Raw genomic sequence first — 26,301 nt, 5'->3', positions numbered from 1 at the left:
GCGGAGGCGGACCCCGCTGTCCGCACCGCGGCCGGATCCGAGCCCGATGTCCGTACCCCCGCCTACGCTGGTAACCATGCAACCCACACGTTCGGTCCGGCCGTTCGAGGTCGTCTCGGAGTACGCGCCCGCGGGCGACCAGCCGCAGGCGATCGCGGAGCTCGCCGCCCGCATCAACGCGGGCGAGACCGACGTGGTGCTGCTCGGCGCCACGGGAACCGGAAAGTCGGCCACCACCGCCTGGCTCATCGAGCAGGTGCAGCGGCCCACGCTCGTGCTCGCCCACAACAAGACGCTCGCCGCCCAGCTCGCGAACGAGTTCCGCGAGCTCCTGCCGAACAACGCGGTCGAATACTTCGTCTCGTACTACGACTACTACCAGCCCGAGGCCTACGTGCCGCAGACGGACACCTTCATCGAGAAGGACTCCTCGGTCAACGCCGAGGTCGAGCGCCTGCGCCATTCCACGACGAACTCGCTGCTCAGCCGTCGTGACGTCGTGGTGGTCTCGACGGTGTCCTGCATCTACGGCCTCGGCGCGCCCGAGGAGTACCTGCGTGCGATGGTGGCGCTGCAGGTGGGGGAGCGGTACGACCGCGACGCACTCATCCGGCAGTTCATCGCCATGCAGTACAACCGCAACGACGTCGACTTCTCGCGCGGCAATTTCCGGGTGCGCGGCGACACCATCGAGATCATCCCCGTGTACGAGGAGCACGCGATCCGCATCGAGTTGTTCGGGGACGAGATCGAGGCGCTGTACTCGCTGCATCCGCTCACCGGCGAGGTGATCGCGAAGCTCGACTCCGTCCCGATCTTCCCCGCCTCGCACTACGTCGCCGGCACCGATGTCGTGCAGCGGGCGATCGGCCAGATCGAGGAGGAGCTCGCGGAGCGGCTCGCCGAGCTCGAGCGCCAGGGCAAGCTGCTCGAGGCGCAGCGGCTGCGGATGCGCACCACGTTCGACCTCGAGATGCTGCAGCAGCTCGGATTCTGCTCGGGCATCGAGAACTACTCGCGGCACATGGACGGCCGCCAGGCCGGCGAGCCGCCGCACACGCTGCTGGACTTCTTCCCCGACGACTTCCTGCTGGTCATCGACGAGTCGCACGTGACGGTGCCGCAGATCGGCGCCATGTACGAGGGCGACGCCTCCCGCAAGCGCACGCTCGTCGATCACGGCTTCCGGCTGCCGAGCGCTCTCGACAACCGTCCGCTCCGCTGGGACGAGTTCACCAAGCGGATCGGTCAGACCGTCTACCTCTCCGCCACCCCGGGCAAGTACGAGATGGGCATCGCGGACGGGGTCGTCGAGCAGATCATCCGCCCGACGGGCCTGGTGGATCCCGAGATCGTCGTGAAGCCGTCGAAGGGCCAGATCGACGACCTGCTCGAGGAGATCCGGATCCGCGGGGCCCGCGACGAGCGCGTGCTGGTCACCACGCTCACGAAGAAGATGGCAGAAGAGCTCACCGACTTCCTCGGGGAGCACGGCGTCAAGGTGCGCTATCTGCACTCGGACGTCGACACGCTGCGCCGCGTCGAACTGCTGACGGAGCTCCGCGCCGGTGTGTACGACGTCCTCGTGGGCATCAACCTGCTCCGCGAGGGTCTGGACCTTCCGGAGGTCTCGCTGGTCGCGATCCTCGACGCCGACAAGGAGGGCTTCCTGCGCAGCGGCACCTCCCTCATCCAGACGATCGGGCGCGCGGCGCGCAACGTCTCGGGTCAGGTGCACATGTACGCCGACACGGTCACCGACTCGATGGCGAAGGCGATCGAGGAGACTGAGCGTCGCCGCGAGAAGCAGATCGCGTACAACACTGCGAACGGGATCGATCCGCAGCCGCTGCGCAAGCGGATCGCGGACATCACCGATGTGCTCGCGCGCGAGGGCGCCGACACCGCGGAGCTGCTGGCCAAGCGCACGAGGTCGGGGCGCGGCAAGTCGCCGACGCCGAACCTCCGCCGTGAGGGCATCGCCGCGGAGGGCGCCGTCCAGCTCGAGGAGACGATCGCGGACCTGTCGGCGCAGATGCTCGCGGCGGCCGGGGAGCTGAAGTTCGAGCTGGCGGCCAGACTGCGGGATGAGGTGCAGGACCTGAAGAAGGAACTGCGGGCGATGGAGCGCGCCGGACACGCCTGAGGCGTGCCGTCCGAGCTGCGGCCGAGGAAGCGGGAGAGGACATGGCGGACGCATCCGTGGTCGAGCTGGCGGATCGGATCCGTGCGCTGCTCGGCGGCGAGGGCGAGATCGAGGAGCGCGCCATGTTCGGCAGCCGGGCATTCCTCAGTGACGGGCGGATCCTGGTCGGCGCGCGCAAGGGCGGAACGCTGCTCGTGCGGGTCGCGGCGGAGCGTGCCGCGGCGCTGCTCACGGAGCCTGGCGTGTCCCGCGCGGTGATGGGCGCGCGGACGATGAGCGACAACTGGCTCGACGTCGCCGCCGACGCGGTCGCCGATGATGCGGTCCTGATGGAGTGGATCGACATCGCCCGGGAGGACGCGGACGCCGTCTGACCGCACCGTTCCCGCCGGGCGCGGTCTGGAGCGTGCCGGACGCGCCGCGTGCGTGCCACGAGCGCGAGCCCTCAAGGGCAGTGCACGAGCGGCTTCGGGCCGCTGCGGTCGATCTCGTGCGCCGTCATCGGGGCACCGCAGAGCGGACACCCGCGCCGGGCCCGCTCGGCCGCGGACGGCGGGGGCGTCGACTCGTACGGGCCGACGGACGCGGGACCCGCGAACCGGATGAGGTTCGTGTTGATCCAGGCGTAGAGTCCGCCTGCCTCGCGGATGCGCTGACGGAGCGAGCGGCGCTCTGCGGATGCGTTCACCATGATTCTTAGTGTACTAACGATTAGGGCATTGATAACATCGGCATGTGAGTGAGACCTCCGCCGACGACCTGCTCCGCTTGGACAAGCAGCTGTGCTTCGCACTGGTGACGGCCGCGCGCAACGTCGTGGCCGTCTATCGCCCGATCCTCGAACCGCTCGGGCTCACCCATCCGCAGTACCTCGCCATGCTGGCGCTGTGGGAGCAGTCGCCGCGCTCGCTCGGCGACCTCGCCGCCGCACTGGCCATGGAGCCGGCGACCGCGTCGCCCCTGGTGAAGCGGCTCGAGGGGGACGGGCTGATCGAGCGGCGCCGCAGCGCCGCAGACGAGCGCCGGCTGGACATCGCGCTGACCGCGAAGGGCGCCGATCTGCGCGAGGCGGCGCTCGACGTGCCCCGGCAGGTGATGGCGCACCTCGGCATGAGCGTGCCGGAGGTGGAAGCCGTCCGGGACTCCCTGACCCGGTTCGCCGGCGCCGTCGACCTCTGACCCCGGCGATGTACGCCGCCGGCGAGCGTGAGGAGAGCGATGCGGAGCCGGCGTCCGGAGCCAATGTCCGAGGCCGCTTCTAGACTTGACGGGTGCCGATCGTACCCGTAACCAGCCCCGGAAGACTCAGCGTCCGAGGCGCTCGTGTCCACAACCTCCGCAACGTCGACCTCGAGATCCCGCGCGACTCCCTCGTCGTCTTCACCGGGCTCTCCGGTTCCGGCAAGTCCAGCCTCGCGTTCGACACGATCTTCGCCGAGGGCCAGCGCCGCTACGTCGAATCGCTGAGCGCCTACGCACGTCAGTTCCTCGGGCAGGTCGACCGTCCGGACGTCGATTTCATCGAGGGGCTGAGTCCCGCGGTCTCGATCGACCAGAAGTCGACGAACCGCAACCCGCGCTCCACCGTGGGCACGATCACCGAGATCTACGACTACATGCGCCTGCTCTGGGCGCGCATCGGCGTCCCGCACTGCCCGCAGTGCGGAGAGCGGATCCAGCGTCAGACGGTGCAGCAGATCGCGGATCAGCTCATGGAGCTGCCCGAGCGCACTCGGTATCAGATCGTCGCACCGGTCGTCACGCAGAAGAAGGGCGAGTTCGTCGACCTCTTCCGCGAACTCGGCGCGAAGGGCTATGCGCGCGCGATCGTGGACGGCGAGCTGATCCAGCTCGCCGAGCCGCCGGTGCTGAAGAAGAGCTACAAGCACGACATCGGCGTGGTGGTGGACCGCCTCGTGGCGGCGCCCGACATCCTCGGTCGCGTCACCGACTCCGTCGAGACCGCGCTGGGCCTCGCCGGCGGCGTCGTGCAGGTGAACTTCGTGGACGAGGAAGGGGACGACGCCTGGCAGTCGTTCTCGGAGAAGCTGGCGTGCCCCAACGGGCATCCCATCACGCTCACCGAGATCGAGCCGCGCACCTTCTCGTTCAACGCGCCGTTCGGCGCGTGTCCCGCCTGCTCCGGTCTCGGCACCCGGATGTCGGTGGACGTCGATCTCATGCTGGGCGATGAGACGCTGTCGATCCGCGAGGGTGCGATCATCCCGTGGACCACCCAGGGCAAGGGGCTGTTCCAGTACTACGAGCGCCTGCTCGAGGGGCTTGCAGCAGACCTCGACTTCTCTCTCGACACCCCGTGGCAGGACCTGCACTCCGACGTGAAGCAGGCGGTGCTGCACGGGGAGAACTACAAGGTCACGGTCAAGTGGAAGAACCGGCACGGCCGCGAGATGCGGTACTCGTCCGGCTTCGAGGGCGTCGTGCCCTACATCGAGCGCCAGTACCAGCAGGCCGAGAGCGACACCCAGCGCAGCCGCTGGGGCGAGTACCTGCGCGAGGTGCCGTGCCCCATGTGCAACGGCGACCGCCTGAAGCCCGAGGTGCTCGCGGTGCGCGTGCACGGGCATTCGATCGCCGAGGTCTCGCACCTGAGCCTCGCGCAGGCGCAGGACTTCATGCAGCGCCTCGAGCTCAGCCCGCGCGAGGCCAAGATCGCGGCGCAGGTGCTCCGCGAGATCCGGCTGCGCCTCGACTTCCTGCTGCAGGTCGGCCTGTCCTACCTGAACCTCAGCCGCTCCGCCGGCTCGCTCTCCGGCGGCGAGGCGCAGCGCATCCGCCTCGCGACCCAGATCGGATCCGGGCTCACCGGCGTGCTGTACGTGCTCGACGAGCCCTCGATCGGCCTCCACCAGCGCGACAACCGCCGCCTCATCGAGACGCTGCTCACGCTGCGCGACCTCGGCAACACCCTGATCGTCGTCGAGCACGACGAGGAGACCATCGAGGCGGCGGACTGGGTGGTCGACATCGGCCCCGGCGCCGGCGTCAACGGCGGCCTCGTCGTGCACTCCGGTCCCTATGACGCCCTGCTGCGTGAGAAGGGGTCGATGACGGGCGACTATCTCGCCGGCCGTCGCGAGATCGTCACGCCGAAGAAGCGCCGGCGGATCGACCGCAAGCGCATGCTCAGCGTCGTCGGGGCGAAGGAGAACAACCTCCGCAACGTCACCGCCGAGTTCCCGCTCGGGGTCCTCACCGCCGTCACCGGTGTGAGCGGATCCGGCAAGTCCTCGCTCGTGAACGACATCCTGTACCGGGTGCTCGCGCAGCGGCTCAACGGCGCACGCACCGTTCCCGGCAAGCACACGAGGGTCACCGGACTGGACAACCTCGACAAGGTCGTGCACGTCGACCAGGCGCCGATCGGCCGCACGCCGCGCTCGAACCCGGCGACCTACACGGGCGTGTTCGACCGGATCCGCACGCTGTTCAGCGAGACCCCCGAGGCGAAGGTCCGCGGCTACCAGCCCGGGCGCTTCAGCTTCAACGTCAAGGGCGGACGCTGCGAGGCGTGCTCCGGAGACGGCACGATCAAGATCGAGATGAACTTCCTGCCTGACGTGTACGTGGACTGCGAGGTCTGCCACGGCAAGCGCTACAACCGCGACACCCTCGCGGTGCACTACAAGGGCAAGAACATCGCCGAGGTGCTGGAGATGCCGATCGAGGAGGCTGCGGAGTTCTTCGAGCCGATCCAGGCGATCCACCGCTACATGAAGACGCTCGTCGACGTCGGGCTCGGCTACGTCCGGCTCGGACAGTCGGCGACCACCCTGTCCGGCGGTGAGGCGCAGCGCGTCAAGCTCGCCACGGAGCTTCAGCGCCGCAGCAACGGCCGTTCCATCTACGTGCTCGACGAGCCGACCACCGGCCTGCACTTCGAGGACGTCCGCAAGCTCCTCGAAGTGCTGAACGGGCTCGTCGACAAGGGCAACACCGTGATCGTGATCGAGCACAACCTCGACGTCATCAAGTCCGCCGACTGGGTGATCGACCTCGGTCCCGAGGGTGGATCCGGCGGAGGCCAGATCATCGCCACCGGCACCCCCGAGCAGGTCGCGCGCAATGCCGACAGCCACACCGGGGCGTTCCTGGCGGAGATCCTGGGAACCGCTCCCGCGGGGGCGCGACCTGGCGCGCGGCGGGTGCTCGAGCGCAAGGCGGGTTGATGGCCGAAGAACTTCCGTACAAGCCGAGGCCGGGGGAGATCCCCACCGACCCCGGGGTGTACCGGTTCCGCGATGCGCAGGGCCGGGTGCTCTACGTCGGCAAGGCGAAGAACCTGCGGCAGCGGCTCTCGAACTACTTCGCCCCGCTGCGCACGCTGCACGAGCGCACCCGTCGGATGGTGACGACGGCGGCGTCCGTGGAGTGGACCGTGGTGCCGACCGATGTTGACTCGCTCCAACTCGAGTACATGTGGATCAAGGAGTTCGATCCGCCGTTCAACGTGCGCTACAAGGACGACAAGTCGTACCCGTTCATGGCGATCACGCTCGCCGACGAGGCCCCGCGGGTGATCGTCACCCGCAACCGGCGGATCCCCGGTGCGAAGTACTTCGGCCCGTACCCCAAGGTGTGGACCGTCCACGACACGATCGATCAGATGATCAAGGTGTTCCCGATCCGCACGTGCAGCGACGCGAGCTACCGCAAGGCGATGGCGACCGGACGACCGTGCTTCCCCGGCCAGATCGGCAAGTGCGGCGGACCCTGCTCGATGACGGTGACGATCGCTGAGCACCGTGCCATGGTCGACGACTTCATCGCGTTCATGGAGGGCGGCGACGAGCGGTTCACGCGCGAGCTGACCCGCCGGATGCGCGAGGCCTCGGCGGCGATGGACTACGAGAGCGCCGCGAAGTACCGCGACCGGCTGGCGTCGATCGACGCGGTGCTGGGCCGCAGCGCCCTGGTGCTGCCGCAGGACGAGGACGCGGATCTGTTCGGCATCGCCGAGGACGAGCTCTCGGCGGCGATCCAGCACTTCGTGATCCGGGGCGGGCGGGTGCGGGGCGTCCGGGCCTCCACCCTCGACAAGGAGATCGACATCTCCGGCGCAGACCTGGTCGACCAGATCCTGCAGCGTGTGTACGGCGAGGCGAGCGGCGACCAGGTGCCGCGCCGCGTGCTCGTGCCCTCCCTGCCCGAGGACTCCGCCGAACTGGAGCAGTGGCTGCGGGATCGCCGCGGCAAGAAGGTCGAGATCGCGGTCGCCCAGCGCGGGCAGCGGGCCGAGCTCATGCGCACCGCCACGCTGAACGCCCAGCAGGCGCTCATCCGGCACAAGACGCGGCGGTCGAGCGACTACACCACGCGCACGCAGGCGCTCACCGACCTTCAGGACGCGCTCGGCCTCGACGAGGCCCCGCTGCGGATCGAGTGCTACGACATCTCGCACCTGGGCGGCACGAACGTGGTCGCCTCGATGGTGGTCTTCGAGGACGGCCTGCCGCGCAAGGATCAGTACCGCTCCTTCAACATCGCCGAGACCACCGACGACACGGACTCGATGTACCAGGTGCTGCGCCGGCGCCTGGCGCACATCGATGCTCCGGAGGCGGAGGAGGAGCCGCTGCTCGGCGAGGACGGCGAGGAGCTGGTCGTGACCGAGCGGCGCAGGCCGCGCTTCGCGTACCCGCCGCAGCTGCTGATCGTCGACGGCGGCAAGCCCCAGGTCGAGGCGGCGGCACGCGCCCTCCGCGACGCGGGACGCGCGGACATCGCCCTGTGCGGCATCGCGAAGCGGCTCGAGGAACTGTGGCTCCCGGGTGAGGAGTACCCGGTCATCCTGCCGCGGACGAGCGAGGCGCTGTACCTTGTGCAACGACTGCGCGACGAGGCGCATCGGTTCGCGATCACGCACCAGCGCAAGCGGCGCAAGCGCGACATCGCCTCGGTCCTGGGCGAGGTGCCGGGACTCGGCGCGGCGCGCATCAAGGCGCTGCTGCGGCACTTCGGATCCGTGGCCGCGCTGCGGCGCGCCACTGCCGAGGAGATCCAGGAGGTGCAGGGGATCGGCCCCGCGCTCGCCGAGGCCATCCGGGTCCATCTCGCCGGTGCGGCAGGGGAGTCCGCGCCGGCGCCGGTCGCGGTGGTCGCCGGATCCGATTCCGGTGCTTCGGCATCCCCTCCTTCTGGCTAGGCTGGACGCGAGCGAGGAGGAGAGCAGACATGAGCGCCGACCAGGGTGAGTTCCTGATCGTCACCGGGATGTCGGGCGCGGGTCGCTCGACCGTCGCGAACGCGCTCGAGGATCTGGGCTGGTACGTCGTGGACAACCTGCCCCCGCAGATGCTCCGGCCGCTGCTCGATCTCGCCAATCTCGGCGGGGCCGCGCTGCCGAAGGTGGCCGCGGTCGTCGACGTGCGCGGTCGCGACCTGTTCGATGGCTTCCCCGGTGTGGCACGAGCGCTGCGCGAGCATGGATCCGTGCAGGTCGTGTTCCTCGACGCCTCAGACGACGTGCTCGTGCGCCGCTTCGAGTCGGTGCGGCGCCCGCACCCGCTGCAGGGTGACGGCACCCTGCTCGACGGCATCCGCACCGAGCGCACCAGGGTCGCACCGCTGCGCGAAGCGGCCGACATCGTCATCGACACGTCGGGCTTCAACGTGCACCAGCTCGCCACGAAGGTCAACGAGGTGTTCGCCGAGGAGGGCGCGGCGCGGCACAAGGTCACCGTGATGAGCTTCGGGTTCAAATACGGGCTGCCCTCGGACGCCGATCTCGTGGCGGACATGCGCTTCCTGCCCAATCCGTTCTGGATCGACGAGCTGCGCGGATCCACCGGCCTGGACGCGGAGGTGCGCGACTACGTGCTCACCAGGGAGGGCGCGCAGGAGTTCCTGGACGCGTACACCACGGCGCTCCGGCCCGTGCTGGAGGGATACCAGCGCGAGAACAAGAGCCACTCCACCGTCGCGATCGGCTGCACCGGCGGCAAGCACCGCTCCGTCGCGATGGTGGAGGAACTCGCGGCGCGTCTCGGGCAGATCCCCGGTGTCGCCGTGACCGTGCGGCACCGCGACCTCGGCCGCGAGTGAGACGCTCCCCGGCGGGTGCACCGCGCATCGGCCGGGTAAGCTGATCCCTTGCGCCGAGATCCGGCGCCGCCCGTGAGAAGGAGACCCGTGGCACTCACCACCGACGTCAAGGCCGAGCTCGTCAGCATCCGGAACGCACCGCCCTCGGTGCGCGTCGCGGAGGTGACGGCGGTGCTGAGGTTCGCCGGGGGGCTGCACCAGATCGCCAACCGCATCGCGGTCGAGGCCGAGGTCGACGCGGAGCTCCTCGCGCGCCGGGTGGCGCGCGATCTCGCGGAACTGTTCGGCGTCCGCCCGGAGATCGCCCCGATCCAGGGTGCGTCCAGCCACGACGGCGCCAAGTACGCGGTCCGCGTGATCGCCGCGGGGGAGACCCTCGCCCGTCAGACCGGTCTGCTCGACCAGCGCCGTCGCCCCGTGCGCGGCCTGCCGAACCGTCTCACCACCGGGTCCCGTGAGGAGCTCGCCGGCCTCTGGCGCGGTGCTTTCCTCGCCGCCGGATCGCTGAGCGAGCCGGGCCGCTCGGCCGTGCTCGAGGTGGCGTGCCCGTCGTCCGAGACCGCCATGGCCCTCGTCGGCGCAGCGCACCGGATCGGCATCGCCGCGAAGGCCCGCGAGGTGCGCGGCATGCCCCGCGTGGTGATCCGCGAGCCCGAGGGCATCCGCACCGTGCTCAGCCTCATGGGTGCGACGAAGACGGCCGCCGCCTGGGAGGAGATGCGCCAGCGCCGCGAGGTGCGAGCGGGCGTGAACCGTCTGGTCAACTTCGACGACGCCAACCTGCGCCGCTCCGCGCAGGCCGCGGTCGCCGCCTGCGCGCGCGTCGAGCGGGCGCTGGAGATCCTCGGCGACGACGTCCCCGAGCACCTGCGCACCGCGGGTGCGCTCCGCCTCGCGCACCGCGATGCGAGCCTCGACGAGCTCGGTCACCACGCCGACCCGCCCCTCACCAAGGACGCCGTGGCCGGCCGGATCCGCCGTCTGCTCGCGATGGCGGACAAGCGCGCCCAGGCGGAGGGCATCCCCGGCACCGAGGCGGCCGTTCCCGCCGGTCTCGACGTCTGACCCCCTCCTTCGCGGGCTTTCGTTCCAGCACGTGGAAACACGCCGGGGCGGGGCCCGCGAAGCCGTCATATCCGGAAGGATCCAGACGATCCGCGCGTTGCCGTCACTAGGATGAATGACGTCCGCCCCGTGTGCACCACCGAGCCTCGGGGGACCGGCAAGCGCCGCGAGCGCGGCGCGGATTGGATGACATCGACATGGCGATCTACACGCTGCCCGACCTTCCCTACGACTACGCGGCGCTCGAGCCGCACATCAGCGGCAAGATCATGGAGCTGCACCATGACAAGCACCATGCCACCTACGTCGCCGGAGCGAACGCGGCGCTCGAGGCGCTCGCCGAGGCCCGTGAATCCGGCAACCTCGCCAACGTGAACAAGCTCGAGAAGGACCTCGCGTTCAACCTCGGCGGCCACGTGAACCACTCGATCTTCTGGACCAACCTGTCGCCGAACGGCGGCGGCCAGCCCGAGGGCGAGCTGAAGGCGGCCATCGACGAGTTCTTCGGCTCCTTCGAGAAGTTCCAGGCGCACTTCACCGCCAACGCCCTGGGCATCCAGGGGTCGGGCTGGTCGGTGCTGAGCTGGGACCCGATCGGCGCCCGCCTGATCATCCAGCAGCTCTTCGACCAGCAGGGCAACACCGCGCAGGGCACCGTGCCGCTGTTCCAGCTGGACATGTGGGAGCACGCCTTCTACCTGGACTACCTGAACGTGAAGGCCGACTACGTCAAGGCCGCGTGGAACATCGCCAACTGGGAGAACGTGGCTCAGCGCTTCGCTGCAGCGCGCGAAAAGACGGACGGACTGCTGGTACTGTCGTAAAAGATGGGCGTCCTGATGGGCGAAAAACCCATCAGGACGCCGTTGTCCGCGTTATCTGCAAGAATCACGCACTTCCTTGAGTAAGAACCAGGAGACTTTCGTGTCTGTCAAGATCGGTATCAACGGCTTCGGCCGCATCGGACGCAATTACTTCCGCGCAGCGCTGGAGCAGGGCGCGGACCTCGAGATCGTCGCGGTCAACGACCTCACCGACAACAAGACTCTCGCGCATCTGCTGAAGTACGACTCCGTGGGCGGCGTGCTCAACGCGGACGTGAGCTACGACGAGGAGAGCATCACCGTCGACGGCCACCACATCAAGGCCTTCGCCGAGCGCGATCCCGCGAACCTGCCCTGGGGCGAGCTGGGTGTCGACATCGTCATCGAGTCGACCGGCTTCTTCACCAACGCCGACCTGGCGCGCAAGCACATCGAGGCCGGCGCCAAGAAGGTGCTGATCTCCGCTCCCGCCACCGGTGACGACGCCACCATCGTCATGGGCGTCAACGAGGAGACCTACAACCCGGAGACGGACCACATCATCTCCAACGCCTCCTGCACCACGAACTGCCTGGCGCCGCTGGCCAAGGTGTTCAACGACGAGTTCGGCATCGTCCGCGGCTTCATGATGACCGCGCACGCCTACACCGCCGACCAGAACCTGCAGGACGGCCCGCACAAGGATCTGCGTCGCGCCCGCGCCGCCGCGATCAACATCGTTCCGGCCTCGACCGGTGCCGCCAAGGCCATCGGCCTGGTCCTGCCGGAGCTGAACGGCAAGCTCAGCGGCTCGTCGTACCGCGTCCCGGTGCCCACGGGCTCGATCGTCGACCTCACCCTCATCACCGACCGCGACGACCTCACGGTCGACGAGGTCAACGCGGCGTACGCGAAGGCCGCCGCCGAGGGCCGCCTGAACGGCTACCTGCAGTACAACGACGACGAGATCGTCTCGAGCGACATCCAGGGCAACCCGTTCTCGTCGATCTTCGACTCGACCCTCACCAACGTCTCGGGCAACCTCGTCAAGGTGTCCAGCTGGTACGACAACGAGTGGGGCTACTCGAACCGTCTGGTCGACCTCACCGAGTACGTGGCCGAGCGCCTCTAAGCTCGTACCCATGACTCTGCGCACCCTCGATTCCCTGACGGAATCGGTCGGTTCGCTCGACGGAACGCGCGTCATCGTCCGTTGTGACCTCAACGTCCCCCTTCGGGACGGGGTCATCACGGACGATGGCCGCGTTCGCGCGTCGGTGCCGACCCTCAAAGCACTCATCGATCAGGGGGCGCGCGTGATCGTGTGCTCCCACCTCGGCCGCCCCGACGGGGCGCCGGACCCGCAGTACAGCCTGGCGCCGGTCGCGACCCGTCTCGGCGAGCTGCTCGGGCAGCCCGTGGCGTTCGCGACCGACACCGTCGGCGCCTCGGCGCAGGAGGCGGTCGCCGACCTGCAGCCGGGCGGCGTCCTCGTATTGGAGAACCTCCGCTTCAACCCGGGCGAGACCGCGAAGGACGACGCCGAGCGCCGCGCGTTCGCGGAGCTGCTCGCCGCATTGGGCGATGCCATGGTGTCCGACGGCTTCGGCGTCGTGCACCGCAAGCAGGCCAGCGTCTACGAGCTCGCCCAGATCCTGCCGTCCGCGGCCGGGCTCCTCATCGAGGCCGAGCTGGATGTGCTGGACCGGCTCACGGAGAACCCGGAGCGTCCGTACACGGTCGTGCTCGGCGGATCCAAGGTCTCCGACAAGCTGGGCGTGATCTCGCACCTGCTGCCGCGCGTCGATCGCCTGCTGATCGGCGGCGGCATGCTGTTCACCTTCCTCAAGGCACAGGGGCACCCGGTCGCCTCAAGCCTGCTCGAGGAGGACCAGCTGGACACCGTGCGGGGCTACATCGCGGAGGCGCAGGAGCGCGGCGTCGAGCTCGTGCTCCCCACGGATGTCGTGGTCGCCGCCTCCTTCTCCGCGGACGCGGCGCACGAGACGACGGCGGCCGACGCGATCGAGGACACCGCGTTCGGTGCGGCGGGCATCGGCCTGGACATCGGCCCGGAGACGGCAGCGCGCTTCGCCGAGGCGATCCGCGGATCCAAGACGGTGTTCTGGAACGGCCCCATGGGCGTGTTCGAGTTCCCGGCCTTCGCCGCCGGAACCCGTGCCGTGGCCGAGGCGCTGACCCAGACCGATGGGCTGAGCGTCGTCGGGGGTGGCGACTCCGCCGCGGCCGTGCGCCAGCTCGGCTTCGCGGACGACCAGTTCGGCCACATCTCGACGGGCGGAGGCGCGAGCCTCGAGTTCCTGGAAGGCAAGAAGCTCCCCGGACTGGAGGTCCTCGGATGGCAGTAGGTGTTGGTTCCGGATCGTCGGCTACGCCGAACAGGAGCCGGACCCCGCTGATCGCGGGCAACTGGAAGATGAACCTCGACCACCTGCAGGCGGTCGCGTTCGTGCAGAAGCTGCATTGGACGCTCAAGGACGCCAAGCATGAGGACGGCACGGTCGAGGTGGCGGTCTTCCCGCCGTTCACCGATCTGCGCAGCGTGCAGACCCTCATCGACGCCGACAAGATCCCGTTCGCCTTCGGCGCCCAGGACCTGTCGCAGCACGACGCGGGTGCGTACACCGGGGAGATCTCGGGCGCGTTCCTCGCCAAGCTCGACGCGAAGTACGTCATCATCGGGCACTCCGAGCGTCGCGAGTACCACTCGGAGAGCGATGAGATCGTCGCGGCGAAGACGAAGGCCGCGATCAAGCACGGCCTGGTGCCGGTGATCTGCGTCGGCGAGACCGCCGAGGACCTGGAGAAGCACGGCGCCAGCGCCGTGCCGGCCGGTCAGCTCGAGGTCGCGCTGCAGGGGCTGGACGCGAAGGCGGACATCGTCGTCGCGTACGAGCCGGTCTGGGCCATCGGCTCCGGCCAGGCGGCCACGCCGCAGCAGGCGCAGGACGTCTGCGCGGTGCTGCGCGGCGTGATCGCGAAGGCCCTCGGCGACGAGGCGGCTGCACGCACCCGGATCCTCTACGGCGGATCGGTGAAGTCGGCGAACATCGCCGGGTTCATGCGCGAGCCCGATGTGGACGGTGCCCTGGTCGGCGGCGCGAGCCTCGTGGTCGACGAGTTCGCCGCGATCGTGCGCTACCAGAAGCACGTCGGGGTGTGACACGCGTCCCCGCCCGAAGGGGCGGGGACGTCTCGACGTATAATTGACCGTTACCCGGGATCCCGCACGCCCGTGCGGGCCCGAGCGAAAGGCCGATCCGTGGATATTCTCCAGTTCATCCTGCAGGTGCTGCTGGGCATCACCAGTGTCCTGCTGACCCTCCTGATCCTGCTCCACAAGGGGCGTGGCGGAGGCCTGTCTGACATGTTCGGCGGCGGCATGTCGTCGGCCGTCGGATCCAGCGGACTCGCCGAGCGCAACCTGAACCGGTTCACGGTGGTCCTGGCCCTGGTCTGGTTCGTCGCGATCGTCGGACTCGGCCTCATCACGAAGTTCGAGGCGATCTGATGGCTACCGGCGGCAACGCGATCCGAGGGACGAGGGTCGGGTCCGGCCCGATGGGCGAGCAGGACCACGGCTACCACGCCGACCGCATCGCGGTCTCGTACTGGGACGGGCTCGGGAACGAGACCGTGCGGTACTTCGCGGCGGGTCTGCCCGAGGAGGAGATCCCGGACATCATCGACCACCCGCACTCCGGCCTGCCGGCCGGACGGGACAAGAACAACCCGCCGGAGATCGCGAAGGCGGAGCCCTACAAGACGCACCTCGCGTACGTGAAGGAGCGTCGCACCGACGAGGAGGCCGAGCAGCTGCTCGGCGACGCCCTCGCCCAGCTGCGGGAGCGTCGAGGCCAGGCCTGAGCCGTTCCGCATCCACGAGAGCCCCTGCGCACGCAGGGGCTCTCGTCATGTCCGGACCGTTCGATGCGGCGCTCTGGTCGGTGCGGGCCGGATGGCGCCGCGTCTGCGGGTCAGCGGCAGCCGGCAGCGGTCTGGACCAGCGAATCCGGGGGAGTGCCGTAGGCGGAGGTGCCGTTGGCGTCGTCCGTGTAGCCCATGCTGATCGCCCAGGCCGTGGCCCACGCCTCGGCCGTGGTCGCGTCCGTCGAGTCGTACATCGTGCGGCAGCGGATCGTGATCGCGTGCCCCACCTCGTGCGCCACGATCGCGTGCGCTGCCTCGCTCGGCCAGTCCTGGGCGATCGAGTTCGAGAGCCGGATCGTGGCGTAGCCGCCGCGGTCGTACCACCAGGACGTCTCACCGGAGAGGTAGCCGTTGGACTCGCCCTTCCCGTTCACGAGGTCCGACCATTCGAAGTCCATCAGGATCCCCGGCGCGAGCGAGCGCGCGAAGGCCTCGAGGTCGAGCCGGGACTGCTGCAGGGGGCCGGACTCGGCGGCAAGAGTGGCCGCGTGCGACTGCTGCAGCTTCTGGACTGCCTGCGCGAGCGCCGCGTAGTCTGCGGATACCCGGGGCTGGAACGGGGACGCGCGCTGCCTGACCTGATCGACCGCGGCCCGGACGTCGAGGACCGCCTCGTTGTCGGCCGGGACGTTGGCGCCCTCGGCGGATGCCGCCCGGTCGGCCGCCGTGCTGACCGCCGCCGATGCCGCAGTGCGCAGAGCGTCCGTGCTTGCGCGGAGGGGGCCCTCCGCGTCGGTGAGCGTCCTGGTGCTGGTGCGAGCGCGAGCGTCGAGCCGCTCGAGCCGGGCTGTCTCGGCGTTCACGTCCCAGAACCAGAACTCCGGCCCGCCGATGTGCGGATGCGCGCCGGGGAGGAGCGCGGTGGCCGCCTTCGCCTGCCGTGCGGCCTTGTCTCCGGCAGCGCTGACCGCCGCCCTGGCATCTGCAGGCAGCAGCCCGTCGTCGGGCACGGTGAGCACCGCGGTCGCGGCGTCGCCGACGCTGCTCGCGCCGGTGAGCGCGGCCTGCAGATCGCGCGACGCGTCGTCCTGCCTTTCGAGGGTGTGGCGCAGATCCGCGCTCGCCTGATCGAAGCGCTGCCACGCGGTCAGCTGAAGGGCTGCCAGGCCGGCGAGCACGAGGACGGCCGCTGCTGCCGAGAGCACCCAGGGGAGGGCGCGCCGCCGCGTCCGCCCGGCCGGCAGCGTCGGGGGCGGGGTCTCTTCGCCCGCCGCAGTCTGCGGCTCGTCCATCGCGGTCCCGTCGGTCGTGCCGGCGCCCGGCGCCAGGGGAGCGGCAGATCCGCCCCGGCGACATGCTCTCACGGACCGGCCTCGACGCGGGCATGAGGGCGGCGTCGTTCAGAGGTAGGGGACGAAGCTGCGCGGAACGGTGACGTTCTCCGGCAGGCCCTTGAACAGGGGAGCGACCTGCTCGGGCCGGTATCCGGCGATCCCGCACCCGACCGGGGTGAGCAGGAACCGCAGTCCGGGGTGGTCGGCGGCATAGTCCGTGAAGGTCCGCGCCTCCGCGGCCAGGACGTCGAGGCCGCTCATCGTGTCGATGGCGTAGGTGCGGCCGTGGTGACCGTGGCCCTCGCCCCACGCCGCGCCGAAGTCGCGGTGCGCGATGAAGGCCGCCCCGCCTCCGTGATGTCCCGCGGCGTTCGACCCGAAGACGAACACCTCGTCCGGTGCGAGCGCCGTGACGCGCTCCGGCGTGATCTCCATGCGTGCTCCTCTCGACGGAGCGAACTCTACGCCGGGAGCGGGGGAAGTGCTGGAGGGGGTGACGGGAATCGAACCCGCGCAATCAGTTTGGAAGACTGAGACTCTACCATTGAGCTACACCCCCGGGCCCTTGCCGAGCGAGGCCGACCGTGACGGAACGTCCCGGTGCATCCACGAGCATACCTGACTGTCGGGGGTGCTCGGTTCCGTTAGACTCTTCAAGGCCGTTCCCGCGCGCGCGGGTTCCTACCCCGGGGCGTAGCTCAGCTTGGTAGAGCGCCCGCTTTGGGAGCGGGAGGTCGCAGGTTCAAATCCTGTCGCCCCGACTGCAGTGACGAGAACGATCCGCAGGATCGTTCGCGTCACTGCACGAGGTCGACAGGCGAGGCTCCAGCGCCGAGGCTTCACGCGTCGCGCATGCGACGTGTGGAGAAGCGTGTGGAGATGCGCCCCGTGCGACGCTCGACCCGAAGGGGTCGAGCGAGCCCCCAAAGCCTCACACCGCGCTCCACCGCGCGGGACATTCACAAGGAGAACACACCAGCATGGCGAACAGCACCGTCGAGAAGCTTGCCCCGACTCGGGTCAAGCTGCACATCACGGTCACCCCCGAAGACCTCAAGCCCAGCATCGCGCACGCGTACGAGCACATCGCGCAGGACGTGCAGATCCCCGGCTTCCGGAAGGGCAAGGTGCCCGCGCCGATCATCGACCAGCGTGTCGGCCGTGGCGCCGTCATCGAGCACGCCGTCAACGAGGGCCTGGACGGCTTCTTCCGCGAGGCGACCCTCGAGCACAACCTCCGCATCGTCGGCCGTCCGTCGGCCGAGGTCGTCGAGTGGCCCAACGAGAAGGACTTCTCCGGCGACCTCAAGGTCGAGGTCGAGGTCGACGTCCGTCCCGAGATCGAGGTGCCCTCGCTCGACGGCATCACGCTGACCGTCGACGCCGTCGAGGCCGACGACGCCGCTCTCGACGCCGAGCTCGACCGTCTCCGCGCCCGCTTCGGCACGCTCGTCCCCGTCGACCGCCCGGTCAAGGCCGGCGACTTCGTCGAGCTCGACCTGGTCGCCGCCATCGACGGCGCCGAGATCGACCGTGCCGAGGGCGTGTCCTACGAGGTCGGCTCGGGCGAGCTGCTCGAGGGCATCGACGACGCGATCGAGTCGCTGACCGCCGGTGAGGACACCACGTTCCGCTCGAAGCTCGTCGGCGGCGACCACGCCGGCGAGGAGGCCGAGGTCTCGGTGACCGTCAAGACCGTGAAGGAGCGCGAGCTCCCGGAGGCGGACGACGACTTCGCTCAGATCGCCAGCGAGTTCGACACCATCGGCGAGCTGCGCGACAGCCTCCGCGAGTCCGTCTCGCAGCAGGGCGTGTTCACGCAGGCCTCCGCCGCGCGCGACAAGCTCATCGAGACTCTGCTCGAGCAGATCGACATCCCCGTCCCGCCGCAGCTCATCGAGGACGAGGTGCACAACCACCTCGAGGGCGAGGGGCGCCTGGAGGACGACGAGCACCGCGCCGAGGTCACCGAGGCCAGCACCAAGCAGTTCCAGACCCAGGTGCTGCTCGACGCGATCGCCGAGGACGCGAACGTCCAGGTGTCGCAGGATGAGCTCAGCCAGTACCTGATCCAGTCCGCGGCGCAGTACGGCATGGCTCCGCAGGAGTTCGTCGAGGCGCTGCAGTCGGCCAACCAGCTGCCTGTGCTCGTCGGCGAGGTCGCCCGCAACAAGGCCCTCGCGGTCGCACTGGGCAAGGTCACCGTCGTGGACTCGAACGGCAAGCCCGTCGATCTGACCGGCTTCGTGGCCGTCGAGGATGAGGCCGGCGAGGCGGAGGAGGCTCCGGCGGAGGCTGCTCCGGCGAAGAAGGCCCCCGCCAAGAAGGCCCCGGCCAAGAAGGCAGCGGCGAAGGCCGAGGACGCGGCTGAGGCTCCGGCTGAGGAGAAGCCGGCCGCCAAGAAGCCGGCGGCGCGCAAGGCTCCGGCCAAGAAGGCTGCGGACGCCGAGTAAGCATCGGATCCGAGGATCCTGAAGGGGGCGAGCGCCGCGCGTGCTCGCCCCCTTTCGCATCCCTGGCTGCGGTCGCGGCGGCGCCTGATATGCCGACGGCGAACACGGCCGGGCGCGTGCGTTGTCGCCGGTAGATTCGAATCACCGAACACGGAAACAGGAGCGGAAATGGCTGAACCCCTGGTCGCGACGAGCGTCTTCGACAGGCTGCTCAAGGATCGCATCATCTGGCTGGGATCCGAGGTGCGGGACGAGAACGCCAACGAGATCTGTGCCAAGATCCTCCTTCTCGCCGCCGAGGACCCCGAGAAGGACATCTACCTCTACATCAACTCGCCCGGTGGATCCATCACGGCCGGCATGGCGATCTACGACACGATGCAGTTCGTGCCGAACGACATCGTCACCGTCGGGATCGGCATGGCCGCCTCGATGGGCCAGCTGCTGCTGACCAGCGGCACCAAGGGCAAGCGCTACATCACGCCCAACGCCCGGGTGCTGCTGCACCAGCCGCACGGCGGCTTCGGCGGCACCGCGAGCGACATCCAGACGCAGGCGCAGCTCATCCTGGACATGAAGAAGCGCCTCGCCGAGATCACCGCGGCGCAGACCGGCAAGACCGTGGAGCAGATCAACGCGGACGGCGACCGGGACCGCTGGTTCTCGGCGCAGGAGGCACTGGAGTACGGCTTCGTCGACCACATGCGCGAGCACGCCAGCGACGTGCACGGCGGTGGCGGCACCGGCGCCGACGGCTCGGACAAGTAAGGCTGGAGAGGACACCCATGTACACACCCACGTTCCGCTCCGCCGGCAACCTGCCCTCGAGCCGCTACGTCCTTCCTCAGTTCGAGGAGCGCACGGCCTACGGCTTCAAGCGCCAGGATCCCTACAACAAGCTGTTCGAGGATCGCGTGATCTTCCTCGGCGTGCAGGTGGACGACGCGTCCGCCGACGACGTGATGGCCCAGCTCCTCGTCCTGGAGAGTCAGGACTCCGAGCGCGACATCACGATGTACATCAACTCGCCCGGTGGCTCGTTCACGGCCATGACGGCGATCTACGACACGATGCAGTACGTCGCGCCGCAGATCCAGACCGTGGTGCTCGGCCAGGCCGCTTCCGCCGCATCCGTGCTGCTCGCGGCCGGCGCGCCCGGCAAGCGCCTCGCGCTGCCGAACGCGCGCGTCCTGATGCACCAGCCCGCGATGGGCGAGGCCGGTCACGGCCAGGCCTCGGACATCGAGATCCAGGCGGCGGAGATCCTCCGCATGCGCACCTGGCTCGAGGAGACCATGGCCAAGCACACCGGCAAGTCGGCGGAGCAGGTCAACCGCGACATCGATCGCGACAAGATCCTGTCGGCCGAGGAGGCGAAGGAGTACGGCATCGTCGACCAGGTGCTGTCCAGCCGCAAGCGCCAGGCGCTGAGCTGACGCGCTGAGCTGCCGACGAGGGCGGTCCGGATTCCGATCCGGGCCGCCCCTTCCGCATTCCGCTCCGGTTGCGCGGGTGAGCGGAGCCCGTTGCTCATATGAGCAGATCTGTGCGCGTGCGTGTGGCGGAGGGTATCCTCGGAGCATGCCCCGTTCCGCCATCGATGACGACGAGCTGCTGGCCGTCCGCGTCGCGGAGCTCTACTACGACGAGGACAAGACGCAGGACGAGATCGGCGGGCTCCTCGGCATCTCGCGCTGGAAGGTCGGGCGTCTGCTCCAGCACGCCCGGGCCGACGGGATCGTGCGCATCGAGATCGTCCACCCACGGGCGCGCAAGCTCGGCATCGAGCGGGAGTTGCGCGAGCGCTTCGGTCTCGCCGATGCCGTCGTGGTGCCGAACGGCTCCAGCGATGCCGAGACGCTCGGTCGCGTGGCGCAGGGCGCCGCCGACCACCTGGCCGCACTCCGCCCCGTGCCGAAGACCCTCGCGGTCAGCTGGGGGCGCACGCTCACCGCGATCGCGGAACGCATGGCCGAGGGATGGGCTCGCGGCGTCACGGTCGTGCAGATGAACGGCGGCGTGAGCGTGAACCGCCGGCCCGGCGGTGCCGCATCCCTCGCGGCGACGATCGCGCAGCGTGCCTCCGGGCACGTCGCGCTGCTGCCGAGTCCCGCCATCCTGGAGCGCCTGGAGACCAAGCAGGCGATCGAGCGCGACCGCACCGTCGCCGGCGTGCTCGATCAGGCCGCGCAGGCCGACGCCTACCTGTTCACCGCAGGTGTCTGCGACGCCGGATCCGCTCATGTCGAGAACGGATACCTGACCGTGCGGGACATCGACGAGCTCGCCCGCCGCGGCGCGGTGGGGGATGTGCTGGGTCGCTACATCGACGCCGACGGCAACATCGTCGACCCCGAGCTCGACGCCCGGACCGTCGGACTGAGCCTCGAACGGCTGCGCGAGGCGCGCACGACCGTCTTCGTCACGGCGGGAGAGGCGAAGCACGACATCGCCCGCACCGTCGTGACCGCGAAACTGTGCACGATGGTGGTCACCGACGAGGCGACCGCCCTGACTCTCCTGGAGCTGGACAAGTGACCGGAACTTCGACCACGACCGACCTCGCGCGGCGCTCCGCACTGGAGGTGCTCGGCGGCGAGCCCGACGACCTCACGCTGCGCCGCTTCTTGCACGGCCTGCCCGGCGTGGACGCTGTGGGACTCGAGCAGCGCTCCGCAGCCCTCGGCACGCGCTCGATCAAGACCACGTCCAAGGCCTGGGCGCTCGACACGATCGTGCGCCTGATCGACCTCACCACGCTGGAGGGGGCCGACACCCCGGGCAAGGTGCGCTCCCTCGTCTCGAAGGCGAAGCTGCCGGACGCGTCGGATCCGTCCTGCCCGTCGGTGGCGGCGGTGTGCGTGTATGGTGACATGGTGCCCTACGCCGTCGAGGCGCTCGGGGCCCGTCACGGGGATCCCGACGACGGCGGCATCTCCGTCGCGGCGGTCGCGACCGCCTTCCCGAGCGGCCGCGCCTCGCTCGCGGTCAAGCTCGCCGACACCCGCGATGCGGTCGAGGCCGGAGCCGACGAGATCGACATGGTGATCGATCGCGGCGCGTTCCTCGCCGGGCGCTACGGGCAGGTGTTCGACCAGATCGTCGCGGTGAAGGAGGCCTGCCGCCGGGAGGACGGCACCTCCGCCTCGCTCAAGGTCATCCTCGAGACGGGCGAGCTGAACACCTACGACAACATCAAGCGCGCGTCGTGGCTCGGCATCCTCGCGGGCGGCGACTTCATCAAGACCTCCACCGGCAAGGTCGCTCCGGCGGCCACGCTGCCGGTCACGCTGCTCATGCTCGAGGTCGTGCGCGACTGGCACCGGCTCACGGGCGAGAAGGTCGGCGTGAAGCCGGCCGGCGGCATCCGCTCCTCGAAGGACGCCGTGAAGTACCTCGTGCACGTCGCCGAGACCGTGGGGGAGGAGTGGCTGCAGCCGCACCTGTTCCGCTTCGGCGCGTCGAGCCTCCTGAACGACGTGCTGCTGCAGCGGCAGAAGCTGACCACCGGCCACTACTCCGGCCCCGACTACGTCACCATCGACTGACGGAGGACCACGCATGGGATTCCTGGAATACGCGCCCGCGCCCGAGTCGCGGAGCATCCTCAACCTGAAGGACGAGTACGGGCTTTTCATCGACGGCGAGTTCGTCGAGGGACGCGGTGCATCGTTCGCCACCATCTCGCCCGCGGACGAGTCGCGCATCGCCACGATCGCGCACGCCTCAGATGAGGACGTCGACCTCGCCGTCGCTGCGGCCCGCCGCGCCTACACCAAGGTGTGGTCCAAGATGAGCGGCCGCGATCGCGGCAAGTACCTGTTCCGGATCGCACGCCTGGTGCAGGAGCGCGCCCGCGAGCTCGCCGTGGCGGAGAGCCTCGACAACGGCAAGCCGATCAAGGAGTCGCGCGACGTCGACGTGCCGCTCGTCGCCTCGTGGTTCTTCTACTACGCGGGGTGGGCGGACAAGCTCGACTACGCCGGCGCCGGCCCGGATCCGCGTCCGCACGGTGTGGCGGGGCAGGTCATCCCGTGGAACTTCCCGCTGCTGATGCTGGCGTGGAAGGTCGCCCCGGCGCTCGCCGCCGGCAACACGGTGGTGCTGAAGCCCGCCGAGACGACCCCCCTCACCGCCCTGATCTTCGCTGAGATCCTGCAGCAGGCCGACCTGCCGGCGGGCGTCGTGAACATCGTCACCGGAGCCGGCGCTACGGGTGCGGCGGTCGTCCGTCACCCCGATGTCGACAAGGTGGCGTTCACCGGCTCCACCGCCGTGGGGCGCGAGATCGCCCGCGCCACAGCCGGCACCGGCAAGGCGCTGACGCTGGAGCTCGGCGGCAAGGCCGCGAACATCGTGTTCGACGACGCGCCGATCGACCAGGCCATCGAGGGCATCGTCAACGGCATCTTCTTCAACCAGGGCCACGTGTGCTGCGCGGGGAGCCGCCTGCTCGTGCAGGAGTCGATCCACGACGAGGTCATCGACCGGCTGAAGACGCGTCTGTCGACCCTGCGCCTCGGAGATCCGCTCGACAAGAACACCGACATCGGGGCGATCAACTCCGCCGAGCAGCTGGCCCGCATCCGCGAGCTCAGCCGGATCGGCGAGGACGAGGGCGCCGAGCGCTGGACCGCCGACTGCGTCATCCCGGAAAAGGGCTTCTGGTTCGCGCCGACGATCTTCACCGGCGTCGAGGCGTCGCACCGGATCGCCCGCGAGGAGGTGTTCGGCCCGGTCCTGTCCGTGCTGACCTTCCGCACCCCCGCAGAGGCGATCGCGAAGGCGAACAACACACCATACGGCCTGTCCGCCGGCATCTGGAGCGACAAGGGATCCCGGATCCTGGCGGTCGCGGATCAGCTCCGCGCCGGCGTGGTGTGGGCCAACACGTTCAACCGGTTCGACCCGTCGAGCCCGTTCGGCGGATACAAGGAGTCCGGCTATGGCCGCGAGGGCGGCAAGCAGGGTCTCGCCGCCTATCTGCGTCCGGCCGGTTCCGCACCCCGGGCGCTGAGCGCGCGGAGCGAGACCAAGGGCGACGTCACCGCACCGAAGAAGGGAGGCGCGGCATGAGCGCGCGATTGACCGTTCCCAAGACCTACAAGCTTTCGATCGGCGGCGCGTTCCCGCGCAGCGAGTCCGGTCGCACCTACGAGGTCACGACCCCCAAGGGGGCGTTCCTCGCCAACGCCGCGAAGGCGTCCCGCAAGGACGCCCGCGATGCGGTCAAGGCCGCGCGCGCCGCGCAGACCGGGTGGGCCAAGGCGACCGCCTACAACCGCGGTCAGGTGCTGTACCGCGTGGCCGAGGTGCTCGAGGGCCGCCGAGCCCAGTTCGTCGACGAGATCGTCGCGCAGCAGGGCGTGTCCGCGGCAGCGGCGGGCGCACAGGTCGATGAGGCCATCGATCTGTGGGTGTGGTACGCGGGCTGGTGCGACAAGTACGCGCAGGTCGCGGGCAACCTGAACCCCGTCGCGGGTGCCTACTTCAACATCTCCGCGCCGGAGCCCACGGGCGTCGTGGCGATCGTGGCGCCGCAGGATTCGGCTCTGCTGGGCCTGGTCTCGGTCGTCGCGCCGGCGCTCGTCTCCGGCAACGCGGTGGTCGTGGTGGCCAGCGAGGACCACCCGCTGTCGGCGATCAGCCTGGCCGAGGTGCTCGCCACGAGCGATCTGCCGGGGGGTGTCGTCAACGTGCTGACCGGTTCTCCGGCGGAGCTGGTGCCGTGGCTCGCCGCGCACGCCGACGTGAACGCGCTGGATCTGTCCGGCGCCGGCGGGATCGACTGGGTCGACCTGCAGATCACGGCGGCCGACACGCTCAAGCGCGTGCTCACGCCGGGCGAGGTCATCGCCTCCCCGCAGCGGATCGCGGCCTTCACCGAGGTGAAGACCGTCTGGCACCCCAAGAGCATGGTCTGAGCGAACGCTCCTCGCCCGGTCGAAGAGCACGAGGGCTCGTCCTGCCTTGCGCAGGGCGAGCCCTTTCGCGACCCGGGCGACGCCCGCGGGGCGTCCGGGCGCGGGCACGGCGGACAATATATTGAATGCGTGGAGCGACTCGTGCATCGGAACTCATGGCGGCGACTGACGCTGGCGGCGTTCGCCGTCGCACTGGTGGTCGCGGCGACCCTGGTGCCGAAGAACGCCGTCGCGGCCACCATGCCGCCGCCCGCGTCGCAGACGCTGGCGCAGCAGATCGTCGGCAGCGGGCTGCTGACCGGCAGCCCCGAGCCCATGGCGCAGATCCGCGGGTACGCGGACGGTGCGGTGACCTCCCATGTGATCGCGGGTCAGGTGCGCGACTGCGTCATCGACCCCGTGATCCTGCAGGCGCTGAAGACCGTCGTCGTCGACCGGAAGTTCACCCTCTACGTCGCTTCTCTCAACAGGTTCTGCACGGGCGAGCTCAGCGCCTACGGCACCGGCAGCTATCACTGGCGTTCCGGGGGCGGCCATGCGATCGACATCTCCCGCGTCAACGGCGTTCCCTCCACCGGCGCCACACCGCAGGACTACGCGCTCATCAACTCCATGTTCACGGCCCTGCCCGCGCCGGCGGGTCTCGGCCAGGCTCAGTGCCGTGCCAGCACCTACCTCCCCGCCGGATGGGTGCAGTTCGACGACTCCTGCGATCACAATCACTTCGAGTACCGCGGCAGCGTCGGATCGCAGGCGCCCAACGCGGCCTTCGACCTCAACGGCGACATGAAGTCGGATCTGCTCGGCGTGCGCGACGACGGCTATCTCGTCGAGTACCTGAGCTACGGTGCGGTCGGCTCGACGAGCCTGATGGCGTATGCCCTCGGATACGGCTGGGGCACGACCACGGCGATCGTCCACGGCGACTACAACGGCGACGGTGCGGGAGACCTGCTCCAGTTCCGTGCCGACGGGAGTCTGTACTACTACGCGGGGAACGACTCAGGGCAGTTCACCGGGGTCCAGGTCGGCGCGGGATGGACTTCCGACTACAGCCTCCTCACGGGCGGAGTCGACTTCACGGGCGACGGCATCGCCGACCTCGTGGCCCGCGGCCCCGATGGGTCGCTGTACGCCTACCCCGGGCTGGGGAACGGCCGCTTCGGCGTGCGCGTCCAGATCGGCTACGGATGGTGGGGCATGACGTCGCTCGTCGCGGGGGACTTCAACAACGACGGGCGGGGCGACCTGATCGCCCGGGACGCGAATGGAGACCTCTGGGCGTACCTCGGCACCGGGTCGGGCTTCACGGCGGCTCGCAAGATCGGCTGGGGATGGAACATCTTCTCGACGATCACGGGCGGCGGGGACTACGACGGAGACGGCAACGCCGACATCATCGGCCGGAACGGGAGCGACCAGACCCTGTGGCTGTATCGCGGAACAGGATCCGGGAGCGTCGGCACGGTGCAGCAGATCGGCAACGGCTGGGGCGGATTCCGGTTCATCAGCTGAGCGGAGGCGTGTTCGCCGGCCGCGAAGCCCCGATGCGGGGCGATCCGTGGCGATACGGCCCGATGTCGGGTGCAGCGGTTAGGCTCGAAGCGCGGCTCCGCCGCA

At 69.5% G+C, this 26,301-nt stretch carries 24 protein-coding genes and 2 tRNA genes; 22 read left to right on the top strand and 4 right to left on the bottom strand.

The features are described 5' to 3' along the window. Positions 1-76: 76 nt before the first annotated feature. Positions 77-2,146 (top strand): excinuclease ABC subunit UvrB, encoded by a 2,070-nt coding sequence (uvrB, locus tag ACYQ1L_RS12070; RefSeq protein WP_460004355.1) that lies wholly within the window; start codon positions 77-79, stop codon positions 2,144-2,146. A 41-nt stretch (positions 2,147-2,187) separates the two neighbouring features. Then, a complete protein-coding gene (locus tag ACYQ1L_RS12065) occupies positions 2,188-2,520 on the top strand; it encodes a TfoX/Sxy family protein (protein WP_460004354.1) in 333 nt (110 codons plus the stop codon). Between the two features lie 71 nt (positions 2,521-2,591). Here ACYQ1L_RS12065 and ACYQ1L_RS12060 read toward each other — a convergent pair whose 3' ends face one another. Further along, complete coding sequence (locus ACYQ1L_RS12060; RefSeq protein ID WP_460004353.1) at positions 2,592-2,837, bottom strand: hypothetical protein; 246 nt, start codon at positions 2,835-2,837, stop codon at positions 2,592-2,594. Positions 2,838-2,881: 44 nt separating this feature from the next. Here ACYQ1L_RS12060 and ACYQ1L_RS12055 point away from each other — a divergent pair, with 44 nt between their 5' ends. From ACYQ1L_RS12055 to ACYQ1L_RS12005, 11 genes are all read left to right on the top strand, one after another. Continuing rightward, positions 2,882-3,325, top strand: a complete 444-nt coding sequence (locus tag ACYQ1L_RS12055) for a MarR family winged helix-turn-helix transcriptional regulator (protein ID WP_460004352.1) — start codon at positions 2,882-2,884, stop codon at positions 3,323-3,325. A 92-nt stretch (positions 3,326-3,417) separates the two neighbouring features. Further along, positions 3,418-6,336, top strand: coding sequence for an excinuclease ABC subunit UvrA (gene uvrA, locus ACYQ1L_RS12050; protein WP_460004351.1), 2,919 nt, complete (start codon positions 3,418-3,420; stop codon positions 6,334-6,336). Further along, the gene (gene uvrC / locus ACYQ1L_RS12045; protein ID WP_460004350.1) at positions 6,336-8,312 is read left to right on the top strand and encodes an excinuclease ABC subunit UvrC; all 1,977 of its coding nucleotides are present in this window, start codon (positions 6,336-6,338) and stop codon (positions 8,310-8,312) included. Before uvrA ends, uvrC begins: the two co-directional genes overlap by 1 nt. A 29-nt stretch (positions 8,313-8,341) precedes the next feature. Next, a complete protein-coding gene (rapZ, locus tag ACYQ1L_RS12040) occupies positions 8,342-9,211 on the top strand; it encodes an RNase adapter RapZ (protein ID WP_460004349.1) in 870 nt (289 codons plus the stop codon). A gap of 87 nt (positions 9,212-9,298) precedes the next feature. Further along, entirely contained in the window at positions 9,299-10,276 is a 978-nt protein-coding gene (gene whiA, locus ACYQ1L_RS12035) for a DNA-binding protein WhiA (RefSeq protein WP_460004348.1), read from the top strand. Positions 10,277-10,473: 197 nt separating this feature from the next. Further along, positions 10,474-11,100, top strand: a complete 627-nt coding sequence (locus ACYQ1L_RS12030; RefSeq protein ID WP_159575712.1) for a superoxide dismutase — start codon at positions 10,474-10,476, stop codon at positions 11,098-11,100. Positions 11,101-11,200: 100 nt separating this feature from the next. Continuing rightward, positions 11,201-12,211, top strand: a complete 1,011-nt coding sequence (gap, locus tag ACYQ1L_RS12025) for a type I glyceraldehyde-3-phosphate dehydrogenase (protein ID WP_159575713.1) — start codon at positions 11,201-11,203, stop codon at positions 12,209-12,211. Between the two features lie 10 nt (positions 12,212-12,221). Continuing rightward, the gene (locus tag ACYQ1L_RS12020) at positions 12,222-13,448 is read left to right on the top strand and encodes a phosphoglycerate kinase (protein ID WP_460004347.1); all 1,227 of its coding nucleotides are present in this window, start codon (positions 12,222-12,224) and stop codon (positions 13,446-13,448) included. Then, entirely contained in the window at positions 13,439-14,263 is an 825-nt protein-coding gene (gene tpiA / locus ACYQ1L_RS12015) for a triose-phosphate isomerase (protein WP_460004346.1), read from the top strand. Before ACYQ1L_RS12020 ends, tpiA begins: the two co-directional genes overlap by 10 nt. A 99-nt stretch (positions 14,264-14,362) precedes the next feature. Further along, positions 14,363-14,611 (top strand): preprotein translocase subunit SecG, encoded by a 249-nt coding sequence (gene secG / locus ACYQ1L_RS12010; protein ID WP_159575716.1) that lies wholly within the window; start codon positions 14,363-14,365, stop codon positions 14,609-14,611. Then, complete coding sequence (locus ACYQ1L_RS12005; protein WP_159575717.1) at positions 14,611-14,967, top strand: RNA polymerase-binding protein RbpA; 357 nt, start codon at positions 14,611-14,613, stop codon at positions 14,965-14,967. The genes secG and ACYQ1L_RS12005 overlap by 1 nt, the downstream gene beginning before the upstream one ends. Positions 14,968-15,077: 110 nt before the next feature. Here the strand turns inward: ACYQ1L_RS12005 and ACYQ1L_RS12000 are convergent, their stop codons facing one another. From ACYQ1L_RS12000 to ACYQ1L_RS11990, 3 genes are all read right to left on the bottom strand, one after another. Further along, positions 15,078-16,262 carry a hypothetical protein gene (locus ACYQ1L_RS12000; protein WP_460004345.1) on the bottom strand — a complete coding sequence of 395 codons (1,185 nt, stop codon included), beginning with the start codon at positions 16,260-16,262 and terminating at the stop codon, positions 15,078-15,080. 108 nt (positions 16,263-16,370) lie between these two features. Further along, positions 16,371-16,739, bottom strand: a complete 369-nt coding sequence (locus ACYQ1L_RS11995; RefSeq protein WP_460004344.1) for an A1S_2505 family phage non-structural protein — start codon at positions 16,737-16,739, stop codon at positions 16,371-16,373. Positions 16,740-16,789: 50 nt separating this feature from the next. Beyond that, positions 16,790-16,863, bottom strand: a tRNA-Gly gene (locus tag ACYQ1L_RS11990). Positions 16,864-16,991: 128 nt separating this feature from the next. On the opposite strand from ACYQ1L_RS11990, the gene ACYQ1L_RS11985 reads away from it, so the two are divergent. The 9 genes from ACYQ1L_RS11985 (at position 16,992) to ACYQ1L_RS11945 (ending at position 26,196) form a co-directional block, all read left to right on the top strand. After that, a tRNA-Pro gene (locus ACYQ1L_RS11985) sits at positions 16,992-17,065 on the top strand. A gap of 219 nt (positions 17,066-17,284) precedes the next feature. Further along, on the top strand, positions 17,285-18,757 hold the full coding sequence (gene tig / locus ACYQ1L_RS11980) for a trigger factor (RefSeq protein WP_460004343.1): 1,473 nt from the start codon (positions 17,285-17,287) through the stop codon (positions 18,755-18,757). A gap of 168 nt (positions 18,758-18,925) precedes the next feature. Beyond that, positions 18,926-19,525, top strand: coding sequence for an ATP-dependent Clp protease proteolytic subunit (locus ACYQ1L_RS11975; protein ID WP_159575721.1), 600 nt, complete (start codon positions 18,926-18,928; stop codon positions 19,523-19,525). 17 nt (positions 19,526-19,542) lie between these two features. Continuing rightward, a complete protein-coding gene (locus ACYQ1L_RS11970) occupies positions 19,543-20,193 on the top strand; it encodes an ATP-dependent Clp protease proteolytic subunit (protein WP_460004342.1) in 651 nt (216 codons plus the stop codon). Between the two features lie 145 nt (positions 20,194-20,338). Further along, positions 20,339-21,295 carry a sugar-binding transcriptional regulator gene (locus tag ACYQ1L_RS11965; protein WP_460004341.1) on the top strand — a complete coding sequence of 319 codons (957 nt, stop codon included), beginning with the start codon at positions 20,339-20,341 and terminating at the stop codon, positions 21,293-21,295. 41 nt (positions 21,296-21,336) lie between these two features. Beyond that, on the top strand, positions 21,337-22,305 hold the full coding sequence (deoC, locus tag ACYQ1L_RS11960) for a deoxyribose-phosphate aldolase (RefSeq protein WP_460005813.1): 969 nt from the start codon (positions 21,337-21,339) through the stop codon (positions 22,303-22,305). Between the two features lie 13 nt (positions 22,306-22,318). Next, positions 22,319-23,833 carry an aldehyde dehydrogenase family protein gene (locus tag ACYQ1L_RS11955; RefSeq protein WP_460004340.1) on the top strand — a complete coding sequence of 505 codons (1,515 nt, stop codon included), beginning with the start codon at positions 22,319-22,321 and terminating at the stop codon, positions 23,831-23,833. Further along, on the top strand, positions 23,830-24,681 hold the full coding sequence (locus ACYQ1L_RS11950; protein WP_460004339.1) for an aldehyde dehydrogenase family protein: 852 nt from the start codon (positions 23,830-23,832) through the stop codon (positions 24,679-24,681). Before ACYQ1L_RS11955 ends, ACYQ1L_RS11950 begins: the two co-directional genes overlap by 4 nt. Positions 24,682-24,810: 129 nt before the next feature. Then, the gene (locus ACYQ1L_RS11945) at positions 24,811-26,196 is read left to right on the top strand and encodes an FG-GAP repeat domain-containing protein (RefSeq protein ID WP_460004338.1); all 1,386 of its coding nucleotides are present in this window, start codon (positions 24,811-24,813) and stop codon (positions 26,194-26,196) included. The last annotated feature ends 105 nt before the right edge of the window (positions 26,197-26,301 follow it).

It is taken from the genome of Microbacterium xylanilyticum, assembly GCF_054654695.1.
Note: the sequence above shows the minus strand (reverse complement) of the source record. Positions and strands in the feature narration are given on the sequence as shown.